14 protein-coding genes are annotated in these 18,255 nt (G+C 37.1%); 7 read left to right on the top strand and 7 right to left on the bottom strand.

The features are described 5' to 3' along the window. Positions 1 to 92: 92 nt before the first annotated feature. Both GXZ72_04070 and GXZ72_04075 read right to left on the bottom strand, forming a co-directional pair. Positions 93 to 809: a phosphocholine cytidylyltransferase family protein gene (locus GXZ72_04070; protein HHT18715.1), complete on the bottom strand. Its 717-nt coding sequence runs from the start codon at positions 807 to 809 to the stop codon at positions 93 to 95. After that, entirely contained in the window at positions 809 to 1,780 is a 972-nt protein-coding gene (locus GXZ72_04075) for an NAD(P)H-dependent glycerol-3-phosphate dehydrogenase (GenBank protein ID HHT18716.1), read from the bottom strand. Before GXZ72_04075 ends, GXZ72_04070 begins: the two co-directional genes overlap by 1 nt. A gap of 833 nt (positions 1,781 to 2,613) precedes the next feature. On the opposite strand from GXZ72_04075, the gene GXZ72_04080 reads away from it, so the two are divergent. Then, positions 2,614 to 4,137, top strand: a complete 1,524-nt coding sequence (locus GXZ72_04080) for a flippase (GenBank protein HHT18717.1) — start codon at positions 2,614 to 2,616, stop codon at positions 4,135 to 4,137. A gap of 21 nt (positions 4,138 to 4,158) precedes the next feature. Here GXZ72_04080 and GXZ72_04085 read toward each other — a convergent pair whose 3' ends face one another. Together GXZ72_04085 and GXZ72_04090 are read right to left on the bottom strand one after the other, a co-directional pair. Further along, the gene (locus GXZ72_04085; protein HHT18718.1) at positions 4,159 to 5,268 is read right to left on the bottom strand and encodes a DegT/DnrJ/EryC1/StrS family aminotransferase; all 1,110 of its coding nucleotides are present in this window, start codon (positions 5,266 to 5,268) and stop codon (positions 4,159 to 4,161) included. Next, entirely contained in the window at positions 5,265 to 6,818 is a 1,554-nt protein-coding gene (locus tag GXZ72_04090; protein ID HHT18719.1) for a Gfo/Idh/MocA family oxidoreductase, read from the bottom strand. Before GXZ72_04090 ends, GXZ72_04085 begins: the two co-directional genes overlap by 4 nt. A gap of 247 nt (positions 6,819 to 7,065) precedes the next feature. Here GXZ72_04090 and GXZ72_04095 point away from each other — a divergent pair, with 247 nt between their 5' ends. The 6 genes from GXZ72_04095 to GXZ72_04120 all read left to right on the top strand — a co-directional run bounded on the left by GXZ72_04095 (position 7,066) and on the right by GXZ72_04120 (position 13,977). Further along, positions 7,066 to 8,340, top strand: a complete 1,275-nt coding sequence (locus tag GXZ72_04095; GenBank protein ID HHT18720.1) for a glycosyltransferase family 4 protein — start codon at positions 7,066 to 7,068, stop codon at positions 8,338 to 8,340. 217 nt (positions 8,341 to 8,557) lie between these two features. Further along, a complete protein-coding gene (locus tag GXZ72_04100; GenBank protein ID HHT18721.1) occupies positions 8,558 to 9,583 on the top strand; it encodes a glycosyltransferase in 1,026 nt (341 codons plus the stop codon). A gap of 222 nt (positions 9,584 to 9,805) precedes the next feature. After that, complete coding sequence (locus tag GXZ72_04105) at positions 9,806 to 10,795, top strand: SDR family NAD(P)-dependent oxidoreductase (protein ID HHT18722.1); 990 nt, start codon at positions 9,806 to 9,808, stop codon at positions 10,793 to 10,795. 4 nt (positions 10,796 to 10,799) lie between these two features. Next, positions 10,800 to 11,519, top strand: a complete 720-nt coding sequence (locus tag GXZ72_04110; protein HHT18723.1) for an NTP transferase domain-containing protein — start codon at positions 10,800 to 10,802, stop codon at positions 11,517 to 11,519. Then, a complete protein-coding gene (locus GXZ72_04115) occupies positions 11,520 to 12,392 on the top strand; it encodes an NAD-dependent epimerase/dehydratase family protein (GenBank protein HHT18724.1) in 873 nt (290 codons plus the stop codon). A gap of 244 nt (positions 12,393 to 12,636) precedes the next feature. Continuing rightward, entirely contained in the window at positions 12,637 to 13,977 is a 1,341-nt protein-coding gene (locus GXZ72_04120; GenBank protein HHT18725.1) for a phenylacetate--CoA ligase family protein, read from the top strand. Between the two features lie 131 nt (positions 13,978 to 14,108). Here the strand turns inward: GXZ72_04120 and GXZ72_04125 are convergent, their stop codons facing one another. The 3 genes from GXZ72_04125 to GXZ72_04135 form a co-directional block, all read right to left on the bottom strand. Next, the gene (locus tag GXZ72_04125; protein HHT18726.1) at positions 14,109 to 15,212 is read right to left on the bottom strand and encodes a glycosyltransferase family 4 protein; all 1,104 of its coding nucleotides are present in this window, start codon (positions 15,210 to 15,212) and stop codon (positions 14,109 to 14,111) included. Positions 15,213 to 15,338: 126 nt separating this feature from the next. Next, the gene (locus GXZ72_04130; protein HHT18727.1) at positions 15,339 to 16,439 is read right to left on the bottom strand and encodes a glycosyltransferase family 4 protein; all 1,101 of its coding nucleotides are present in this window, start codon (positions 16,437 to 16,439) and stop codon (positions 15,339 to 15,341) included. Between the two features lie 32 nt (positions 16,440 to 16,471). After that, positions 16,472 to 17,761 carry a phenylacetate--CoA ligase family protein gene (locus GXZ72_04135; protein ID HHT18728.1) on the bottom strand — a complete coding sequence of 430 codons (1,290 nt, stop codon included), beginning with the start codon at positions 17,759 to 17,761 and terminating at the stop codon, positions 16,472 to 16,474. Positions 17,762 to 18,255 lie beyond the last annotated feature (494 nt).

Below are 18,255 nucleotides of genomic sequence, written 5' to 3' on the forward strand. Positions count from 1 at the left end.
GTTTTCCAATTATCCATTTGAAAAGTCCCTTTAGCTATCTTAAACTTCAGGGAGGTAGTTGAAAATTTTTAGTGTTTTAATTGGTTTATACTTTATTCTATAAAAATTGATTTAGCATGGTTAAAATCATCAATATCATCAATTTCTGTCCATTTAAGGCCGTTGGTGAAAACAAAGTCAATCTCTGATTTCTGGCTCAGTTCCACAAAGGCAATATCGTAATATTGTTGGGGGTTTTCTCTGGTAAGGTTGCTTAATATCTTGGCAAATAATTCCACATCATCCCTAGCAACCTTAGATATACCAATGAATTCACCACTTGAAGTGCTTATGTCTATTTGTTTACCCATGTCCTTAATGGTGGAGCCGTCTATGGTGATTTTGAAGGATTCTTGATTTAACTTTTTGTAGTTGTCAATGATCATTGCTGTGGAGTCTGATTCCAGAAGTTTTGTCAATATTTTTTGGTCAAAAACATTGTCGCCATTGATGATTATGAAATCCTTATTTTTTAGTTGTTCTATTGCCAAGAGGGTTGATACTCCAGTGTTGGTTTTGAAGTAATTAGCATTTTCAACTATGGTAAATCTTACATCATATTTCGCGGCGAGTCTTGCACATTCATCAGCCACTTTTTCCTTAAAGTGACCAACAACCACCACATATTCTCGGATACCGTTGTTCAGACAGTTTATGACCATTTTTTCTATTATGGTTTCATGGTCTATTTGGAGTAGTGTTTTAGGCATGTCTTTGGTGAGGGGCATCAGTCTTTCTCCCATGCCTGCGGCTAGTATTACGGCTATCATTATATCATTTTCCCCCAGAGTTCTTGGAAGGCTATTTCTGGTGATTTTTGATGATTCAAAACTGCATCTGCAAATTGGCAGATGTCACATGTTATATTGTTTTCTTGGCACAGCTTTTTTATGGCCATTACTGATTTTTTCCCTTCAAAGAGGATGCTGGAAGATTTTTCATCCACAGTGATCCTCTGACCATACAGTATTCCTAAAGTATGGTTTCTGCTCTGATTACTGGTCGAGGTGAGTACCATGTCTCCCAGTCCACAATAACCATCAACAGTGTCTGGATTTCCACCCAACCCCTTTACGATCTCTTTGGTTTCCTGGAAACTTTTGTTTAGCACTGCGAATCGGGCGTTCTCATTGAGGTTCATTCCCTCACATATTCCATAGGCAATGGCGTTGATGTTTTTAAGGATACTGCACATTTCAGTTCCAACCACATCACTAACCGTGTCAACTAGGAATTCAGGAGTAGTTAACACCTTTTTAACCTTTTCAAGGTTCTTTTGGGTGGTGGATGCTATGGTGGTCACTGTTGGTTGGTTTAAAACAATTTCTGATGCAAAGTTAGGTCCGGAAAGTATTACTGGCTGTTTTCCGGTTTCATCATATATGATCTGGCTCATGGTTTTCCCGGAAGGGTATTCTATTCCCTTAGCAGTGCTTACCAAAACAGTTTCTGGTTTTATTAAGTCTTTAACCTCACAAGCCACCTTGCGTACTGCAGAGGAGGGTACGCAGAAAAAGATTATCTCGGAATCAATGCTAGATTCATATCCATGCTTGGCTCTGATTTTTGGTGAAAGTGGGATGTTGGGAAAGTATTGTAGGTTACGGTGGTTTTTTTGGATGTCCTGGACGACTTCTTTCCTCCGGGCATGTAAAAAGACTTCTTCAACATTGTTTGACACTAGTTGGGCGATTGCCGTTCCCAGACTACCAGCACCAATTACTGAAACTTTTCCAATCATATTATTTTCGCCCTCCACATTAGAATAAGAAAATATGGTTTACTATAAAATTGTTTATAAAAAATGGTTTGATTTTAAAATAATTTAATAATGGACAAACCTAGAATTTGCCACCAACACTCTCATTAATTTTAATCTTTGCATCATTTCCATTTATCATTAATTTTAATCTTTGCATCATTTCCATTTATAATATTATTGATAAACCACCCCTAATAGGTAGTGTATGTTTTAAAGGGTTGTTTTACATTTTTTGCATGTTAATCTATTAAGGATGCATGATCTCTATTAAGGATGCATGAACTCCAAATTTTTATCCGAGTAGTTTTCATTCAAATAAAGGAAGTATTCTGTTTTTTCCTCAGCTACAATGGTTTTTTTTGAACGTAACAAAAAAAAGATATGATCCTATATCCCTTGTTAGACCATTAGTCAGGAGTTTCCCACCTATTATCTAATGAACCTAGCAACTTATGAGATTAACTCTCACTTGGCGCTAATCATCCCATAAACAGGGTATAACCCCATAACTATGCTTGAATCATATTCTAAGCAAAGGGAGGGGCCATGGATTATCAGTGCAATAAGGGGTGTTATATAAAAATCATTGACTAACTTTAAAGGACAGGTAGTATTATAATCAGATAGAATTCCGTGATTATTTTTTAATAAAAAAAATGTGGGGATTTGTAATTTTTTGAATCTAGGGATTTGTAATTTTAATTCCATAAAAACATTTAAGAATTAAATATAGGCAAATGTTGGCTAAATAACATTTACACTGATACTTATTGGTAGATAAAATATTGGTAGATAAAATATTGGTAGATAAAATGGATAGTGAAAATAGCAGTAAAAAGGATTATATCAAATTTACTGGTGATGTGGGCTGGGTATCATTATACCGTGTTGTTGTATACTTATTAGCTTTTTTCACCATCCCTGCGCTGACCAAGAATTTGGGAACAGAGTTATATGGTCTGTGGAATCAAATACTCGTTACTGTTGGGTTTTTAACACCCCTTCTGATGCTTCACTTGGGAACTGCTGTGGTAAGATATCTGGCTTCTGAAAAAAGAAAAGATGTGCTTAGTCAATCTTTTGCCAATATGTTGTGGATTATTATCTCACTATCCCTATTTGCCCTAATTTTATCAATTATTTTCAGAACACAACTATCGTTAATACTCTTTGAAAGTGTAAATTATAGTTCCTTTGTAATCTTAGCCTTTTTATATGCAGCAACATCTGCCCTATTCGATTTCATCCTCACCTATTTAAGGGCGAGGGGAAAGATTAAAGAGTTATCCATAATAAACGTGGTTAGTTACGCTTTAATGACTGCGTCTTTGATTATTATGGCAACATTAGGTTTTTCCTTGGAACTGATGATCTGCGTATATTTGCTCATCTATTTTGGTTTTGTGGTGATAATGATAATATCTGTAAAAAGAGATATTGGCCTTAGAAGACCAAATTTTAATAAAACCAATGTTGAAAGTCTGAAGAAGTTTATTTTATTTAGTATTCCACAGATACCCAATGGAATACTGTTATGGGTCCTGAATTTAAGTGACCGATACTTAATAACCTTTTTTTTAGGTTTATCTCAAGCCGGGATTTATTCAGCCTCCTACAACATAGGAAGTATTATAACCGCTTTTTACATGCCTATAAGTTTTGTACTATTCCCAGTTGTATCAAGATACTGGGATAACAATGAAAAAGGTAAAGTGAGGCTTTATTTAGAGTATTCAACTAAGATATTCTTATTTATTGCAATTCCTGGTTCCATTGGATTGTACGTGCTTTCAAAGCCCTTGCTACAAATACTGACAACGAGTGAATTCGTTATTGGCGGTGCTTTAACATTTTATGTGGCAGTGGGATACATATTTCTAGGAATATTCCAGATTAACAGTTTCATCATATCCTTGGTGGAAAAAACTAAATTCATACCCATCATCACCGCTATTGGCGGTACCATGAATATTCTCCTAAACATCATCCTCATACCTGAAATAGGCATAATCGGAGCAGCTATCGCAACCCTGCTTTCATACCTGGTTCTATCAGTAATCGTCTTATTATGGGCCAGGAAAGAAGTTAAGTATAGATTAGATACTGTTTTCTTAGCGAAAGTAATATTATCCAGTGTTATAATGGCTTTGATAATCCAATTCATTCTCTCAGCGAGCATTCACCGGATCATTATAGCTGTTTTAGTGGGGATAGCAGTCTATGTTTCCTGTACTTTCGGGCTTAAAACACTGCACAAAGAAGAAAAAGAGATCATTTATGATATTTTGGGAGTTTTGAAAAACTTGGTGGGAAGAAAAATCGGGACCAAAAAATAGTAAAAAATAAAGTTTGCTTCTTTAGTTTTCGAAAAACTCCAAGATACAGTCAGCCACATATTCCAGTTCTTCCTTTTCCAATTCAGGAAAGATAGGGAGGGATAAGACTTCGTGACAAGCTTGTTCACTATTTTTGAAGTCTCCATCTTCATAATTTAGGAATGAAAAACATGGCTGCAAATGGAGAGGTAAAGGATAATAGATTGCGGTGTTCACACCTTTTTCTTTCAAATATGATTGTAACTCATCCCTACGGGAATTTCCAATTCTTATTGTGTATTGATTGAAAACATGTTTTTGATTAGGGAGAGTGGATGGTGTTTTTAATCCATCAATATTTCCCAGTAGCTTATTGTAAAACTGGGCATTTTCAATTCTTTTGGCGGACCATTTATCCAAATATTTCAATTTAACACTTAAAACCGCGGCTTGGATTGCATCTAATCGGCTGTTATAGCCAATAACATGATGATAATATTTGGGTTGGGAGCCATGCACCCTTAATACACGGATCTTGTCAGCTAATTCATCGTCGTTAGTGGTTATTAGTCCACCATCACCAAAACTGCCCAAATTTTTGGATGGGAAAAAACTGAAACACGTTGTTTTTAATGATCCTATTTTTTGGCCATTATAATCAGCCCCAATTGCCTGGGCAGCATCTTCTATTACAACTATATCGTTTTCCTCAGCTAATCTAATTATTTTATCCATTTCCGCTGCTTGACCAAAAAGGTGAATAGGGATGATCCCCTCAATATTCTGGTTTTGTTTGATGAATTCCTCAACTTGAGGAGCACTAATGTTGTAGGTTTCCAGGTCAATGTCCACAAATTGGGGAACTGCTCCTGCATTACTAATTGCCCCGGCAGTGGCGAAAAATGTGAAGGGGGAGGTTACAACCTTTCCTGAAATGTTATGAGCCCGTATGGAAAGTAAAAGTGCGTCAGTTCCACTGGCAACTCCGATAGCATTTTTAACACCACAATACTTTGCTATTTCTTCTTCAAAGTCTGCTACGATGTCTCCTAGGATGAAACTTTGTGAACTGATTGTATCTTGTACTGCTGCATCAACTTCGGTTTTGATGGTTTGGTACTGTCTTTTTAAGTCAAGTAATGGAATATTCATTGGATTCTCCTCAATTGATTATTATTAGTTTTCTCATATTCCTGGCCACACTGGCAGATGGCCCGGTTATCTGAAAATTTTAATTTCAAACCGCACTGGCAGATCCAGCCAGTTATTCTACCTGGATTTCCCACAACAATGGCATGGTTAGGAACATCTTTAGTAACAACAGCGCCAGCACCGATTAATGCATATTTGCCTATTTCATTACCACAAATAATTGTTGAATTAGCCCCAATTGTGGCTCCTTTTTTTATTAGAGTCTTTTTATATTCATTTTTACGTGATATAAAACTGCGAGGGTTAGTTACATTGGTGAAAACCATGGAAGGTCCTAAAAATGCATCACTCTCCACTTCCACACCGGTGTATACTGAAACATTGTTTTGAATTTTTACATTATCCCCAATTACAACTTCCGGGGCAACCATAACATTTTGTCCAATATTGCATCTGGAACCAATTTTAGCTCCAGACATGATGTGTGAAAAATGCCAAATTTTGGTCTTCTCACCAATTTGGCAGGGTTGATCAACATAACAGCTGGGATGAACATAGAAGGATTCTTCCCTGACCCTCATATTTTCGCCATTATTTTCTAATGATAATTGGGATTTTTCCAAAACCTCTAGAACTCTTAAACCCTCATTTCCATCTGTTTGGGGTTGGCTTCGTGTTTGGATGCAGTTTAAAAAATGTTTACATTCTTCTTTCAAGGGTTCGCTACTTTCAATTTCCACAAATTCAGGTTCTTTCTTATGTGGTATTGGGATCTGGTTAACCCATTCAATCTTATGGGGATATAAGGATAGTTTTTCAACAGACACATCATCGAAAACAGCCATCTTCTTACTGCCAACCACCACCAATTTCTGTTCTTTATAAGGATGAAGCCAGCTAACCAGGATATGGGATTTGACTTCTCCAGGAAATTCCATGGTGGTCATGGTGATATCAGGAATGTTTTGATTAAGATAGGTTCCCCCATGACAGGATAAGTTCAATGGCATTTCCCCTAGTAGCATGAGAATAACTGAGATATCATGGGGTGCGAAGCTCCATAATATGTTTTCTTCTGTCCGAAATTTGCCTAAATTCAGCCGATTGGAGTATATGTACTGTATTTTCCCTAACTCACCTTGACTGATCATTTCTTTCAGTTTAATTATAGCTGGATGATAATGGAGTATATGCCCCACCATCAATATCTTCTGGTTTTCTCTGGCAATTTTTACCAGCTTCTCCCCCTCCTCAATATGGAGTGAGAGAGGTTTTTCAACAAAAACGTCTTTCCCATGATTTAGGGCTTCTTTTGCCATTTTAAAGTGTAAGGCTGCTGGGGTGGCAATGATGATTCCCTCTATCTGGTCATCATCCAAAATTTTTTGGAAGGATTGTGTAACCTCCACTCCAGGATACTTTGATTGGAACTCTGTGAGCACATTTTCATCCAGATCACAAATAGTTTTCAGGGCATTTAATTCATAGAAATTTCTCACTAAGTTTTTACCCCAATAGCCACTACCAACAACTGCAATGTTCTTTTTCATATACAAAACCTTTAATCCCCTGTAGAATATGAATATATTAGAAATTACATCTAATTAATATTTAACAATAATCTATATTACATCTAGATTGTAATTAACCCCTAAGACATATAACCTCAGAATGAACCTTTTGCTAACTTTTACACTCAACAGTTGAGTTTAAACTTAAAATAGTAATTCTCTCTTAAAAAAAATGTGTAACATATAGTAATCTTTTTATTAATCGTGGATGATTTGGTGTGCCTATATGAAAAAAGTCTTATTAATAGCATTTAGTTATAAAAAGAATACCATTGGATCGGTCCGTTTGAATGGTTTAGCCAAATATCTCCCTGAATATGGATGGGAACCTACCATTTTAACCGTGAAAAGAGAAGAAGATCACAACCCTCATCAGAGAATAATTGAAACCGAATTCCAGGATTTACTGGAAAAATGGAAAAAAACATTCAAATTCAAAGAAAACCAGCCCATAAAAAGCCAGTTAAGTGAAGGGAAACTTCGAAAGAAAACCAACACTGTTGATTTTTTCCTCAAACTCTGGTCTGATATATTCGCCTACCCTGATCAGGAAAAAAATTGGTACAAACCTGCCCTGAAAGCAGGCAAAAAGTTGTTAAAAAATGAACACTTCGATGCCATTATCAGTTCTTCTAAGCCAGTTACCAGCCACTTGATAGCTAATGACCTTAAAAAAGAGTTTGGTGTTCCATTTATTGCCGATATGCGTGACTTGTGGACTCAGAACCATTTTTATTCATTTTCCAGGGTGAGGAAGTTTTTCGATGCCCGATTGGAAAAAAAAATATTAAACAATGCTGATGCCATCATCACTGTTTCTGAACCTCTTAAAGGGAAGTTAGCAATTAATTTTCCAAAAAAAGATATCTATGTCGTCACTAATGGATTTGATCCTGACAAAACCAGTTTAGAAGTTGAACCTGAAAACAAATTCGGCATAACATTTACTGGAACTATCTACCCTGAAAGAAATGACACTGAAACACTATTTAAGGCTTTGAATGAACTAGTAAAAGAGGGAAAAATAGACACTGATGACTTTGAAATAAATTTTTACGGAAAACACATGAAAGACATGATTGGTGACTGTGTTCAAGAATATAATTTAGGAAGTGTAGTAAATATTAACAGTCTAATCCCCAGAAAAAAAGCAATCCAAAAACAATGTTCATCCCAATTACTGTTATTATTTGACTGGACTGAATGTGAAGAAAAAGGAATATACACTGGGAAGATATTTGAATACTTAGCAGCCCAAAGACCAATCCTGGCTGTGGGGCCCTGTAAAGATGTTGTGAGTCAACTTTTAATGGAAACCAGGGCCGGAGTGCACTTATCAACGAAGGATGAAATTAAAGACCAAATAGGCAATTACTACCAGGAATACAAAGCCAATGGGAAGATCGAGTACCGGGGATTGGCTGGAGAAATTGAAAAATACAGTCAAAAAGGAATGGCTGAGAAATTTGCCAATGTTCTAGAAACAATAAGCCTCCAATAATCTAAACCCACCAATCTAAATAAAAACCTCTCCAAACCCCACCCATCAAATATATTGCCCTGAAATATCCAATCCCACCCACCTAATTACCCTGAAATATCCAATCCCACCCACCTAATTACCCTGGAACATCTAATCCCACTCATCTAAAAACATAACCAGGGAATATTCAACGAATATTACTGCAAACTCTTAATATTAATTCGAGGTAGAATCTATGGATTCCAAAGAAAAACATACAAAAATTCTTTTCATCCGATTATGGGAATCATCATTCATACAAAATGATTTAAACATTCTCCAGGAAAAATTCAAGGTAAAAGTAGTAGATTTCAGCCTTAACAAGAAAGATCCTATGAGAACTTTCAAAACCTTGTTTAACATGCTCATCGGAATTATCTGGGCAGATATTGCATTTTCATGGTTTGCAGGAGATCATTCCTATTTATCGGTGAAGTTGTCAAAACTTTTCAGGAAAAAATCAGTGGTAGTTATTGGGGGTATGGAAGTAGCTAAAATCAAAGAACTTAATTATGGGCACCTGAACAATCCTAAAACAGCTCGTAAAGTGAAATATGTTTTTGAGAACTCTGATGTGATAATTGCCCTTACTGAAATTCTGCGAAATGAGGCCATGGAAAATTATGGTGTGGATGGGAATAATTTTGAAATAATCCCCACTGGCTTTGATTATAATACCTTCCAAAGTAAGGGGGAAAAGGAGGACTTGGTGTTAACTGTTGGTTTGGTGGAAAAATATGAACGTGTGAAACTAAAAGGTATTGATACCTTTGTTAAATCTGCTGAATTACTTCCAAACACTAAGTTTGTAGTTAATGGTGTTACTGGTGAGGCATTGGACAAGATTAAAAAAATAGCACCTCCCAATGTTGAATTTGTCGGTCCTTTAAGCTTTGAAGAACTTTTAGCACTGTATCAGAAATCCAAAGTTTACTGCCAGCTTAGTATGAGAGAAGGATTGCCAACTGCAGTTTGTGAAGCCATGTTATGTGAATGTGTGCCTGTTGGCACCAATAGGTATGGTATACCAATTGCAATAGGGGATACTGGGTTTTACACAGAGTATGGTGATGTTGAACTAACTGCTGAGGCAATTAAAAAAGCTTTAGATTCTAATAATGGGAAAAAGGCCAGAGAAAGAATCAAAACTAGGTTTAATAAAGAAAGTAAGGAAGAAAATTTAACCAAGCTAATAGGCCGGCTTACACAAACAACCTCCTAACCTAGAATAATTATAACATCTTTCCCCATATTATAATTCAACTAAGAAATAGGTTACAAACACTAACAAAAATTCAACTAAGAAATAGGTTACAAACACTAACAAAAATTCAACTTGGAAATTATGTTACATACATTGACTAGTGAAGTAGTTTTTTAAGAGAATTAATCGTCAAAGGATGATTATGGAGATAGTTATTGAATTTTATAGGAGTGCGATATTATTAACTTAAAAAGTAAATCAGTACTAATTACCGGTGCGGGTGGTTTTATAGGCAGCCACTTGACCGAACACCTCATAGAACTGGGTGTTGATTTAAAGGCATTTGTTAGGTACAACTCTAGAAATGACTGGGGAATGTTAGAATACCTATCCAAAGAACAATTAAACAACATTGAAGTAACATCTGGTGACTTGAAAGATTACGATGCCATACGCCAAGTAACCGAAGACGTAGACGTGATCTTCCATTTAGCCTCTTTAATCAGCATCCCCTACTCTTATCTGCACCCCCGGGAAAATGTTGAAACTAATGTAATGGGCACATTTAATGTTTTAATGGCTGCCAGGGACTGTGGAGTTGAAAAGGTAGTGCACACCTCAACCAGTGAAGTCTATGGAACTGCCCAATATGTTCCCATAGATGAAAAACATCCCCTACAAGGCCAATCACCCTATTCTGCCAGTAAAATAGGTGCTGATAAATTAGCTGAAAGTTTCCACCGATCATTTGAATTGCCTGTTGCCACTATCAGACCATTTAACACTTTCGGCCCTAGACAGTCATTAAGAGCGGTTATCCCGACCATTATCTCCCAGGCACTTACTAAGGATGAAATCTTTTTAGGATCACTAGAACCCACCAGGGACTACACTTACGTTAAAGACCTGGTTGAAGGTTTCATAAAAGTAGGAGAATCACCTAAATCAATTGGTCAAGTGATCAATGTGGGCTCTAATTTTGAAATATCAATCGGGGACTTAGCCCAGAAAATAATCAGCCTAATTGGACGAGACGTGGAAATAAAACAGGACCCGTCCCGTTTACGTCCTAAAAGTAGTGAAGTTGAAAGGTTATGGTGTGATAACACTAAGGCCGGTGAATTGTTGAATTGGACCCCTACCAAGTCCCTGGATAAAGGTCTTAAAGAAACCATTAACTGGATTGCATCTAATAGAGATTTGTACAAGCCAGAAATTTATACCAGGTGAATAAATGAAAGCTTTAGTTCTTGCTGGGGGGAAAGGGCGCAGATTACAGCCTTACACAACCATCATCCCTAAACCATTAATGCCCATTGGTGATAAGGCCATACTTGAAATTGTAATTGAACAATTGAAATATTATGGGTTTGATGAAATCATCCTATCAATCGGACACCTTGGCGAGCTTTTCATGGCATTTTTTGGTGATGGAAGCAAATACGGTGTTAAGATCGAATATGTGAAGGAAGAAAAGCCACTGGGAACTGCCGGACCCTTAAGTCTGATAAAAGACATGATTGAAGAGCCTTTTTTAATGATGAATGGTGATGTGTTAACCAACCTTGATTTTTCAGATCTGGTAAATTATCATAAAACCCGGGAAAATATTGGAACTGTGGCCCTGAATAAGAGGGTGGTTAACATCGATTTTGGGGTGACAGAAATTGATGACCAAAACCAGGTCACACAATACACTGAAAAACCAGTGATTGATTACCTGGTAAGTATGGGCATATACATATTTGAACCAGATGTCCTGGATTATGTGGAAGATAACCAATACTTTGACCTGCCAGAACTCATCACTAAACTGATCAACAACCAGGAACCAGTTAACGGCTATGTTTTTGATGATTACTGGCTGGACATAGGCCGACATGACGATTACCAGCAGGCAAACCAGGAATTTGATGAAATATACCAGAAATTGTTCCCAGATAAGGGGTTTTAGATGTTGCTTAAAGGGGAAAAAGTTCTAGTAACCGGCCATAAGGGATTTATAGGGCAAGAATTAGTGCGAACCTTGGAAAAATACGATAATGAAGTTACGATTCTGGAAGAAGCCAATGGTAGGAGGATTGACATCAGGGATTGGGATAAAATAAAGGATTTGGAAGATTTCCAGACCATATACCACCTTGCAGCTGTAACCTTTGTTCCCTACTCATTTCAAGATCCTAAAAAAACGTATGATGTGAATGTTGGTGGTACTCTAAATATCTTAGAACTGGGAAGATTAATAGATGCAAAACAAATCGTTACCATGAGTTCCTATGTTTACGGACACCCCCAATATCTCCCTATAGATGAAGACCATCCCACCAATCCTAATAACCCCTATACTCATAGTAAACTCATAACTGAAAAGTTGTGTGAAGCGTATAGCCAGGATTTCGGTATGAATTGTGTTGTTTTCCGGCCATTTAACATCTACGGGCCTGGGCAAAACGAAAATTTTTTAATACCATCCATAGTCAATCAATTACAAAGCGGGAAGATTGAACTTAAAGACCCTGAACCGAAAAGGGACTTCATATATTTATCTGACGTGGTTAATGCTCTTTTAATGGTTCATAAACTGAAAACTAAGCAAATTCACATCTTTAATATTGGCTCTGGTGAAAGTTACAGTGTTGGACAAATCGCTGCCAAAATTGTGGAATTAACTGGTAAATCAGTTAAAATTAGCTATACTGGTGAAAGGAGAAAAAATGAAATAATGAACACCATCGCCGATCTAACCCGGGTTAAAAAAGTTTTGGGATGGGAACCATTAGTGGATATTAACCAAGGACTATTAAAAATATTAGATAAAACTTATTAAAAAGATTCTATTCTTAAAACGATGTTAATGTGATATTATAAAAAAAAAGATTCTATTCTTAAAAATGATGTTAATGTGATATTATAAAAAAAAAGATTCTATTCTTAAAAATGACGTTTATATAATGATTATACAAAAGGAAGTCAAAATGGATATTCCTATTAAGTGGTTGATGGGAATTCATTTTACAACACTCCACTTTCCCTGATTGGTGATGCTAACCATATCTTTTAGAGGAATTTTTATGAATAAATATGATGTTAAGGAGATTTATCTTAAGATTAGAGGGAAATCTTTCCAATCCCAGTTTGAAGAGTTTAACAATATAAAAAGTCGGGAAGAACTGGACAGATTTCAGGATAAAAAATTAGAGGATCTGTTAATTCACGCAGCCAAAAATTCAGGATACTATAAAAATCTTCTAAAAAACATTGACCTTGAAAATGTTACCGACGAGGAGGTTTTCAGGCAAATTCCAGTTCTCACCAAGGATGTGATACGATCCCAGCTTAAAGACTTGGTATCAGTTGATGCTAAAACCAGGGGCTGTTTTTATAACACCTCGGGAGGTTCCACTGGAGAACCCCTCCGGTTTGTTCAAGACCAACCCTACACTCAAGGGGCCAATGCCACTAACTTCTATTATTATCAGAACCTTTTAGGTGTTAATGGCTTTGCAGCTAAAAAAGTTCTCCTATGGGGGTCAGAAAGGGATTTGCTGATAAAACATCGGAACTTGTTCGGAAAATTCGCTAACTGGGTTAATAATGCTAAGTTCCTTAACAGTTTCAAAATGAAATCCGAGGACATGGCCAGATATGCAGATACTATTAATTCTTTCAAACCGGAAATTTTAAGGGGATATGCCAGTTCCCTCTATAGTTTTTCCAAATACCTTGACCAAAATGATAAAAAGATATATTCTCCACGGTATGTGGTGAGCACAGCCGAACCCCTCCGCAACCAAATGCGGGATTTGATTGAGAAAGTCATGGGGACTAAGGTTTATAATTTTTATGGTTCTCGAGAAATAGCCAGCCTAGCTGGGGAATGTCATGAAGGTTTGCTCCATTATTTCCCATTTTATACTAAATTGGAAGTGCTTGATGATGATAACAATCCAGTGAAGGCGGGTGAAGAAGGTAAAATTGTGGTGACCAACCTTTTCAATTATTCCATGCCCCTTATCCGCTATGAAATAGGGGATATGGGCGTGTTAGGCCCGGAAACCTGTGAATGTGGGAGTTTCTTACCCACACTAAAGAGCATCACTGGCCGCATAACTGACCAGTTCACACTAGAAGATGGTAGCCAAGTTCCTGGTGAATTTTTCATCCACATGATCGGTAGGGTTTGCAACCGGGGATACATTAAGAAATTTCAGATAATACAGGAAGACTACGATGAACTTAGAATGATGGTGGTTCCAGATAAGGAAATCCCAACCAAGTATATCCAAAAGGTTAACCAGGAACTAAAAACTGTTATGGGGGATGATTGTGTAATAGAATGGGATTTTGTGGATGACATCCCCAAAACCACCAGTGGGAAATATTTATACACCATATCTCGCCTTGATAAATGAATAATTAGAAACATTAGTTAAAGGGATAACTATAAAAAAAAATTCTTATTGGAAAATTAAAGAAATCCATTCTCGATGAAATAAATGAAAAAATCCATCTAATATAATATTACTGTGATATTAGTACAACATCAATGCTTAGTCAAAAGGGAACTGATGATTTTCTCCCAATCCTTGGCTGTTTTTTGGTAACTGAAATTTGTTTTCAGATTCTCTAATGCTTTGAGGGCTATTCTGTCCAGATTTTCATTGCTTAATGCTTTATCTATGTTTTTTGCTATGGTTTCAGGAGAGTTATCCTCCATAATCAAACCGTTTTCCCCGTCAACAATTATATCCGGAATAGCACCTACTGGTGTGGCCAGTACTGGAGTTCCAGTGGCCATGGCCTCCAGCATGGTATTGGGAAGTCCCTCAGTATAGGATGGTAGCACAATCAACTTAAATTCCTTCATGTAGGATGTTAATTCATGGTTGGGTATCCAACCTTTAATCTGGACATTTTTTATATGATTTTCTTCCAAATAAGAATTCATAGTGTCCATTAAATCACCATCCCCACAAATAATGAAGTTCACATCTGTGGATTTAACCAGGGGTATTGCCTGTAGGAAATTATGAAAACCTTTCTCTTCACTTAAACGTCCAACATAGGCCACGAAATTCTCCCTATCCATGACATTTTTCTCGATTTTCAGGTGTTCGGCTGGTATGAAATGGTGTCTGGCTATTTGAACCTTTTTTTGGTGTTTTTCAATGTTCCAGTTCACCAGTAGGCTGGGAGAATATATCACTAAACTGTCAATCAAGAAGAGGTTGAATTTTATTAATAGTTGACTGGTTAAGGGGAAATCTAGCCTGTTATCCTTTGGGGAGGAGCCCATGATTAGGATTAGCTTTTTTCCCAATATCTTGGCGGTGATCATGGGGATTATCATTTTATGGCCTAAGTAGAAAATCCAGATATCCACGTCACTGGATAAGCTATATAACTTGTGTGAAATTTTTAGTTGGACATAAAGATAATAAAAGATTTGGCTGATGAAGTTGTCCTGTTTCCCATGAAGTAGGGCATCATCAGGGGCAATGTTTTCCAAGGATTTATCAAATATTTTTATAACACGTAATGAGTCAGATAATGGTTTAATCAGTTTAGTGAGATTTTTAAAAGGCTTCAAATTAGCCTTGCCCATTATTGGGGATACTAACCCCAATCGTATTTCCTTTTTTTTCATATAACACCAGAATCAAGATGAAAACTATTCATTTTTATATAAAAAGATAACTGCATTGTCATTTATCCAGAAAGCACTGCATTTATCCTAACATTCATTTATCAGAGAGCACTGCATTTCCGAACATTACAATCTCTTTTTAAATTCATCTAAATATTTATCAGCTATGATTTCCCAGTCGAAATTTTCAACTGCATAACTCCGGGCATTTTTTCCATCTTGCATGTTGTCTGATTCCAAATATTCGATTATCTGCTTAGGCACACTTTCACCTTGAATATCCAGGCTTATTCCACAATCCGCATCATCGATGATCATCTGGAGGTTAGGTATGTCTGAAACTATGCATTTGAGGCCCGAAGCCATTGCCTCTAACAGGGTTAAGGGTTGTCCCTCGTATTTGGAGATCAGTATATAGTAATCAGATGCTGAAAGAAGCTTAGGAGCCACCTTTTTATGGTCAATGTATCCTAAAAATTTGATGTTCTGGAGGTTTTTGGTTTCCACCATCTTCCGGGCTCGTGGTAAGAGTTCTCCATCCCCAGCAAAAACTAGGATGGTGTTATTTATTTCTTGACTGATCTGTGCAAAAAGTTCAATTAACTCCATCGGCCTTTTCTGGTCGCTGATTCGACCATAACTTAATATAATTTCCTTATCAAGGGGGAGGTCCAATTCCTGTTTTAATGAATCTTTTTTTCTAACTTTAAACAGGTCTATGTCCACACCATTGGGTATGTATTGGATATGGTCCTTGGGAATTCCTAATTTCACCATTTCAGTTAGGACTGTAGGGTCAACTGCAGTGAAGTAGGTGTCTTTTTTGAATTTTTTCAGGCAATATTCATCAATATGGGATACTATCTTTTTGTAGACGTGGAGATGCCAGGGGTACACTTTTTCTGCCACTTGACCATGTGGTGTGGTGTGGACCGTGACTAGGCAATTGTCAAAGGGGATCTTGCCAATGAATAGTGGATTGTGCAGCCATACAATATCATAATCATCCCCAGAATCTTTGAAATGTTTCCTGACTTTATTCCAGAATCGTAAAAGGCTCATACGCCCATATTTAATTTCAGATCCCAGCTTTATGTCCGGCCCTACTGGTGAGCATACTTCGCAAGTTATTCCCTTTTCTTTTAACTTTTCAACTACGTTGTATGCTACATTAGCGATTCCAGAACCCTGAGGATAGTATTCTGATGTGCAGACTAATATTTTCAATTTGGCATCCACCTGATATCCGGTTTTGGTTTTTAGTTCCATTTGATGTTAATCTTTGATTCAACTGATTTGAGTTTCTTATTACCTTTCCGGGATATTTCATCCACGATTTCGAATTGGAAATGTATATCCTCTTGGCCCAGGTATTGGTCTATTCTTTCTTTGACTGCAGTTAAGGTTTCATTGGTGAAGTCCTTGGTTTTTGTGATTTCGATGACGATGTGGTCTATTTTTTCCTGGGTGACTTTGAACTGGTTTATCTGGGAGAATGGTCTGAGTATTATGGTCCAGATTATGGGAGAATAGATTTTTCCAGTGGGTGTTTGGATGAATGAATCTTTCCTTCCTTCAATGCTTTCCATTAACTTGAGGCCCCGGCCACAGTTACACTTCTCATCACTGGGAATGGCCACATCTCCAATGGAGTATCTGATTAGGGGCATTGTATAATTGTAGAGGCCAGTGTATATGATTTCACCCCTTTCTCCGGGGCTGACCTCTTCTCCATTGCTTATAAATTCCATTAAGACGGAGTCCATGTCCATATGGTATCCTGAATGTTCGGGACATTCCCATGCAGTTCTGCCTAGCTCGACGCAGCCGAATTGGTCGTATATTTTCTGTTGGAATGTTGATTCTATGGTTTTTCTCATGTTTTCCATTAGCATTTCTGCAGTTGTGAAGATTATTTTGGGTTTGATCTTCAGGTGGTCTTGGTCCTTTAATTCCTTGGCCAGGAGGAAAATAGATGTTGCATATCCGTCGAGGATTTTGGGATTGAATTTTTCCAGGAATTCTATTTGTTGGTTCACATCCTCAAATAGTGAGATGTATTCTGGTGCGAATATTCTCAGTTTCTGGAACCATTTTTTGGGTTTTGCCTGGTAGGATGCGGTGATCACCGCCCATTTGTCGCGTACTTTCTGTCCGCAGGCAAGGTTGGGTCGGAGGGCTACTGCTTTCTGGTAGTCTTCATCTTTTGTGCAGTAGACCATGGTTAATGGTTTTCCTGTGGAGCCACTGGTGTGTGGTTTCCAGCATTTGGATGTGTCAACTCCGCGAGCTATGGTTCCATTGGGATAATGGTCTTTGATGTCCTGTTTGGTGGTGATGGGGATTTTTTTAATATCTTCCAATGATTTGATATCATCGGGGTAGATGCCGGCTGATTTGAACTTCTGATGGTAGAGGGGGATGTTTTTGTAGGAGTGGGTTAGGATGCTTTTGAGCATTTTGAATTGTAATTTTTCCAGTTCACTTGTTGGAAGCCACTGGTTTTTCATGCATCTTCTCAGGTTAATGAATTTCTGGATATTTCCCATGATAGGTCCTCGCTTAATAACAAATTAGATAGTATTCGTGATTTATTAGAGTATAGATTATTAATAAATAATATTTAGGAGTAATTAAGTTTATATTTGAAAGTGCACCGATAGTTTTTCTCTGCATTGATTTGGGACTTGCATTGATTTGAGACTAATATGTGTTTATATTAGACTAATCATTTTCTTGGTGATTATGTTGAAATGGAAACTCTTGGCATGGGAACTGGTCTTTTTTAATGCTATACCTACTGGTTTTAAAACTAAACTTTGACAAGAATTAGAAACAATATCAATTAGTGTAATGACCAGATTAGCTCCCCCCCCCCTTTTTTGGGCGTAGTATAGAAAAACATTTTTGGGGGTTTTTTAGTTTAATTAGTTATGATTTGTATTATTATACGTGTTCTATTAAATCAACCCATCTACCAGTGATTTCATCCCATGAAAACTGTTCTTGAACGTAAGATTGGGCTTTTGCACCGTATTTATTT

The organism is Methanobacterium sp., from assembly GCA_012838205.1.
Lineage (GTDB): Archaea > Methanobacteriota > Methanobacteria > Methanobacteriales > Methanobacteriaceae > Methanobacterium.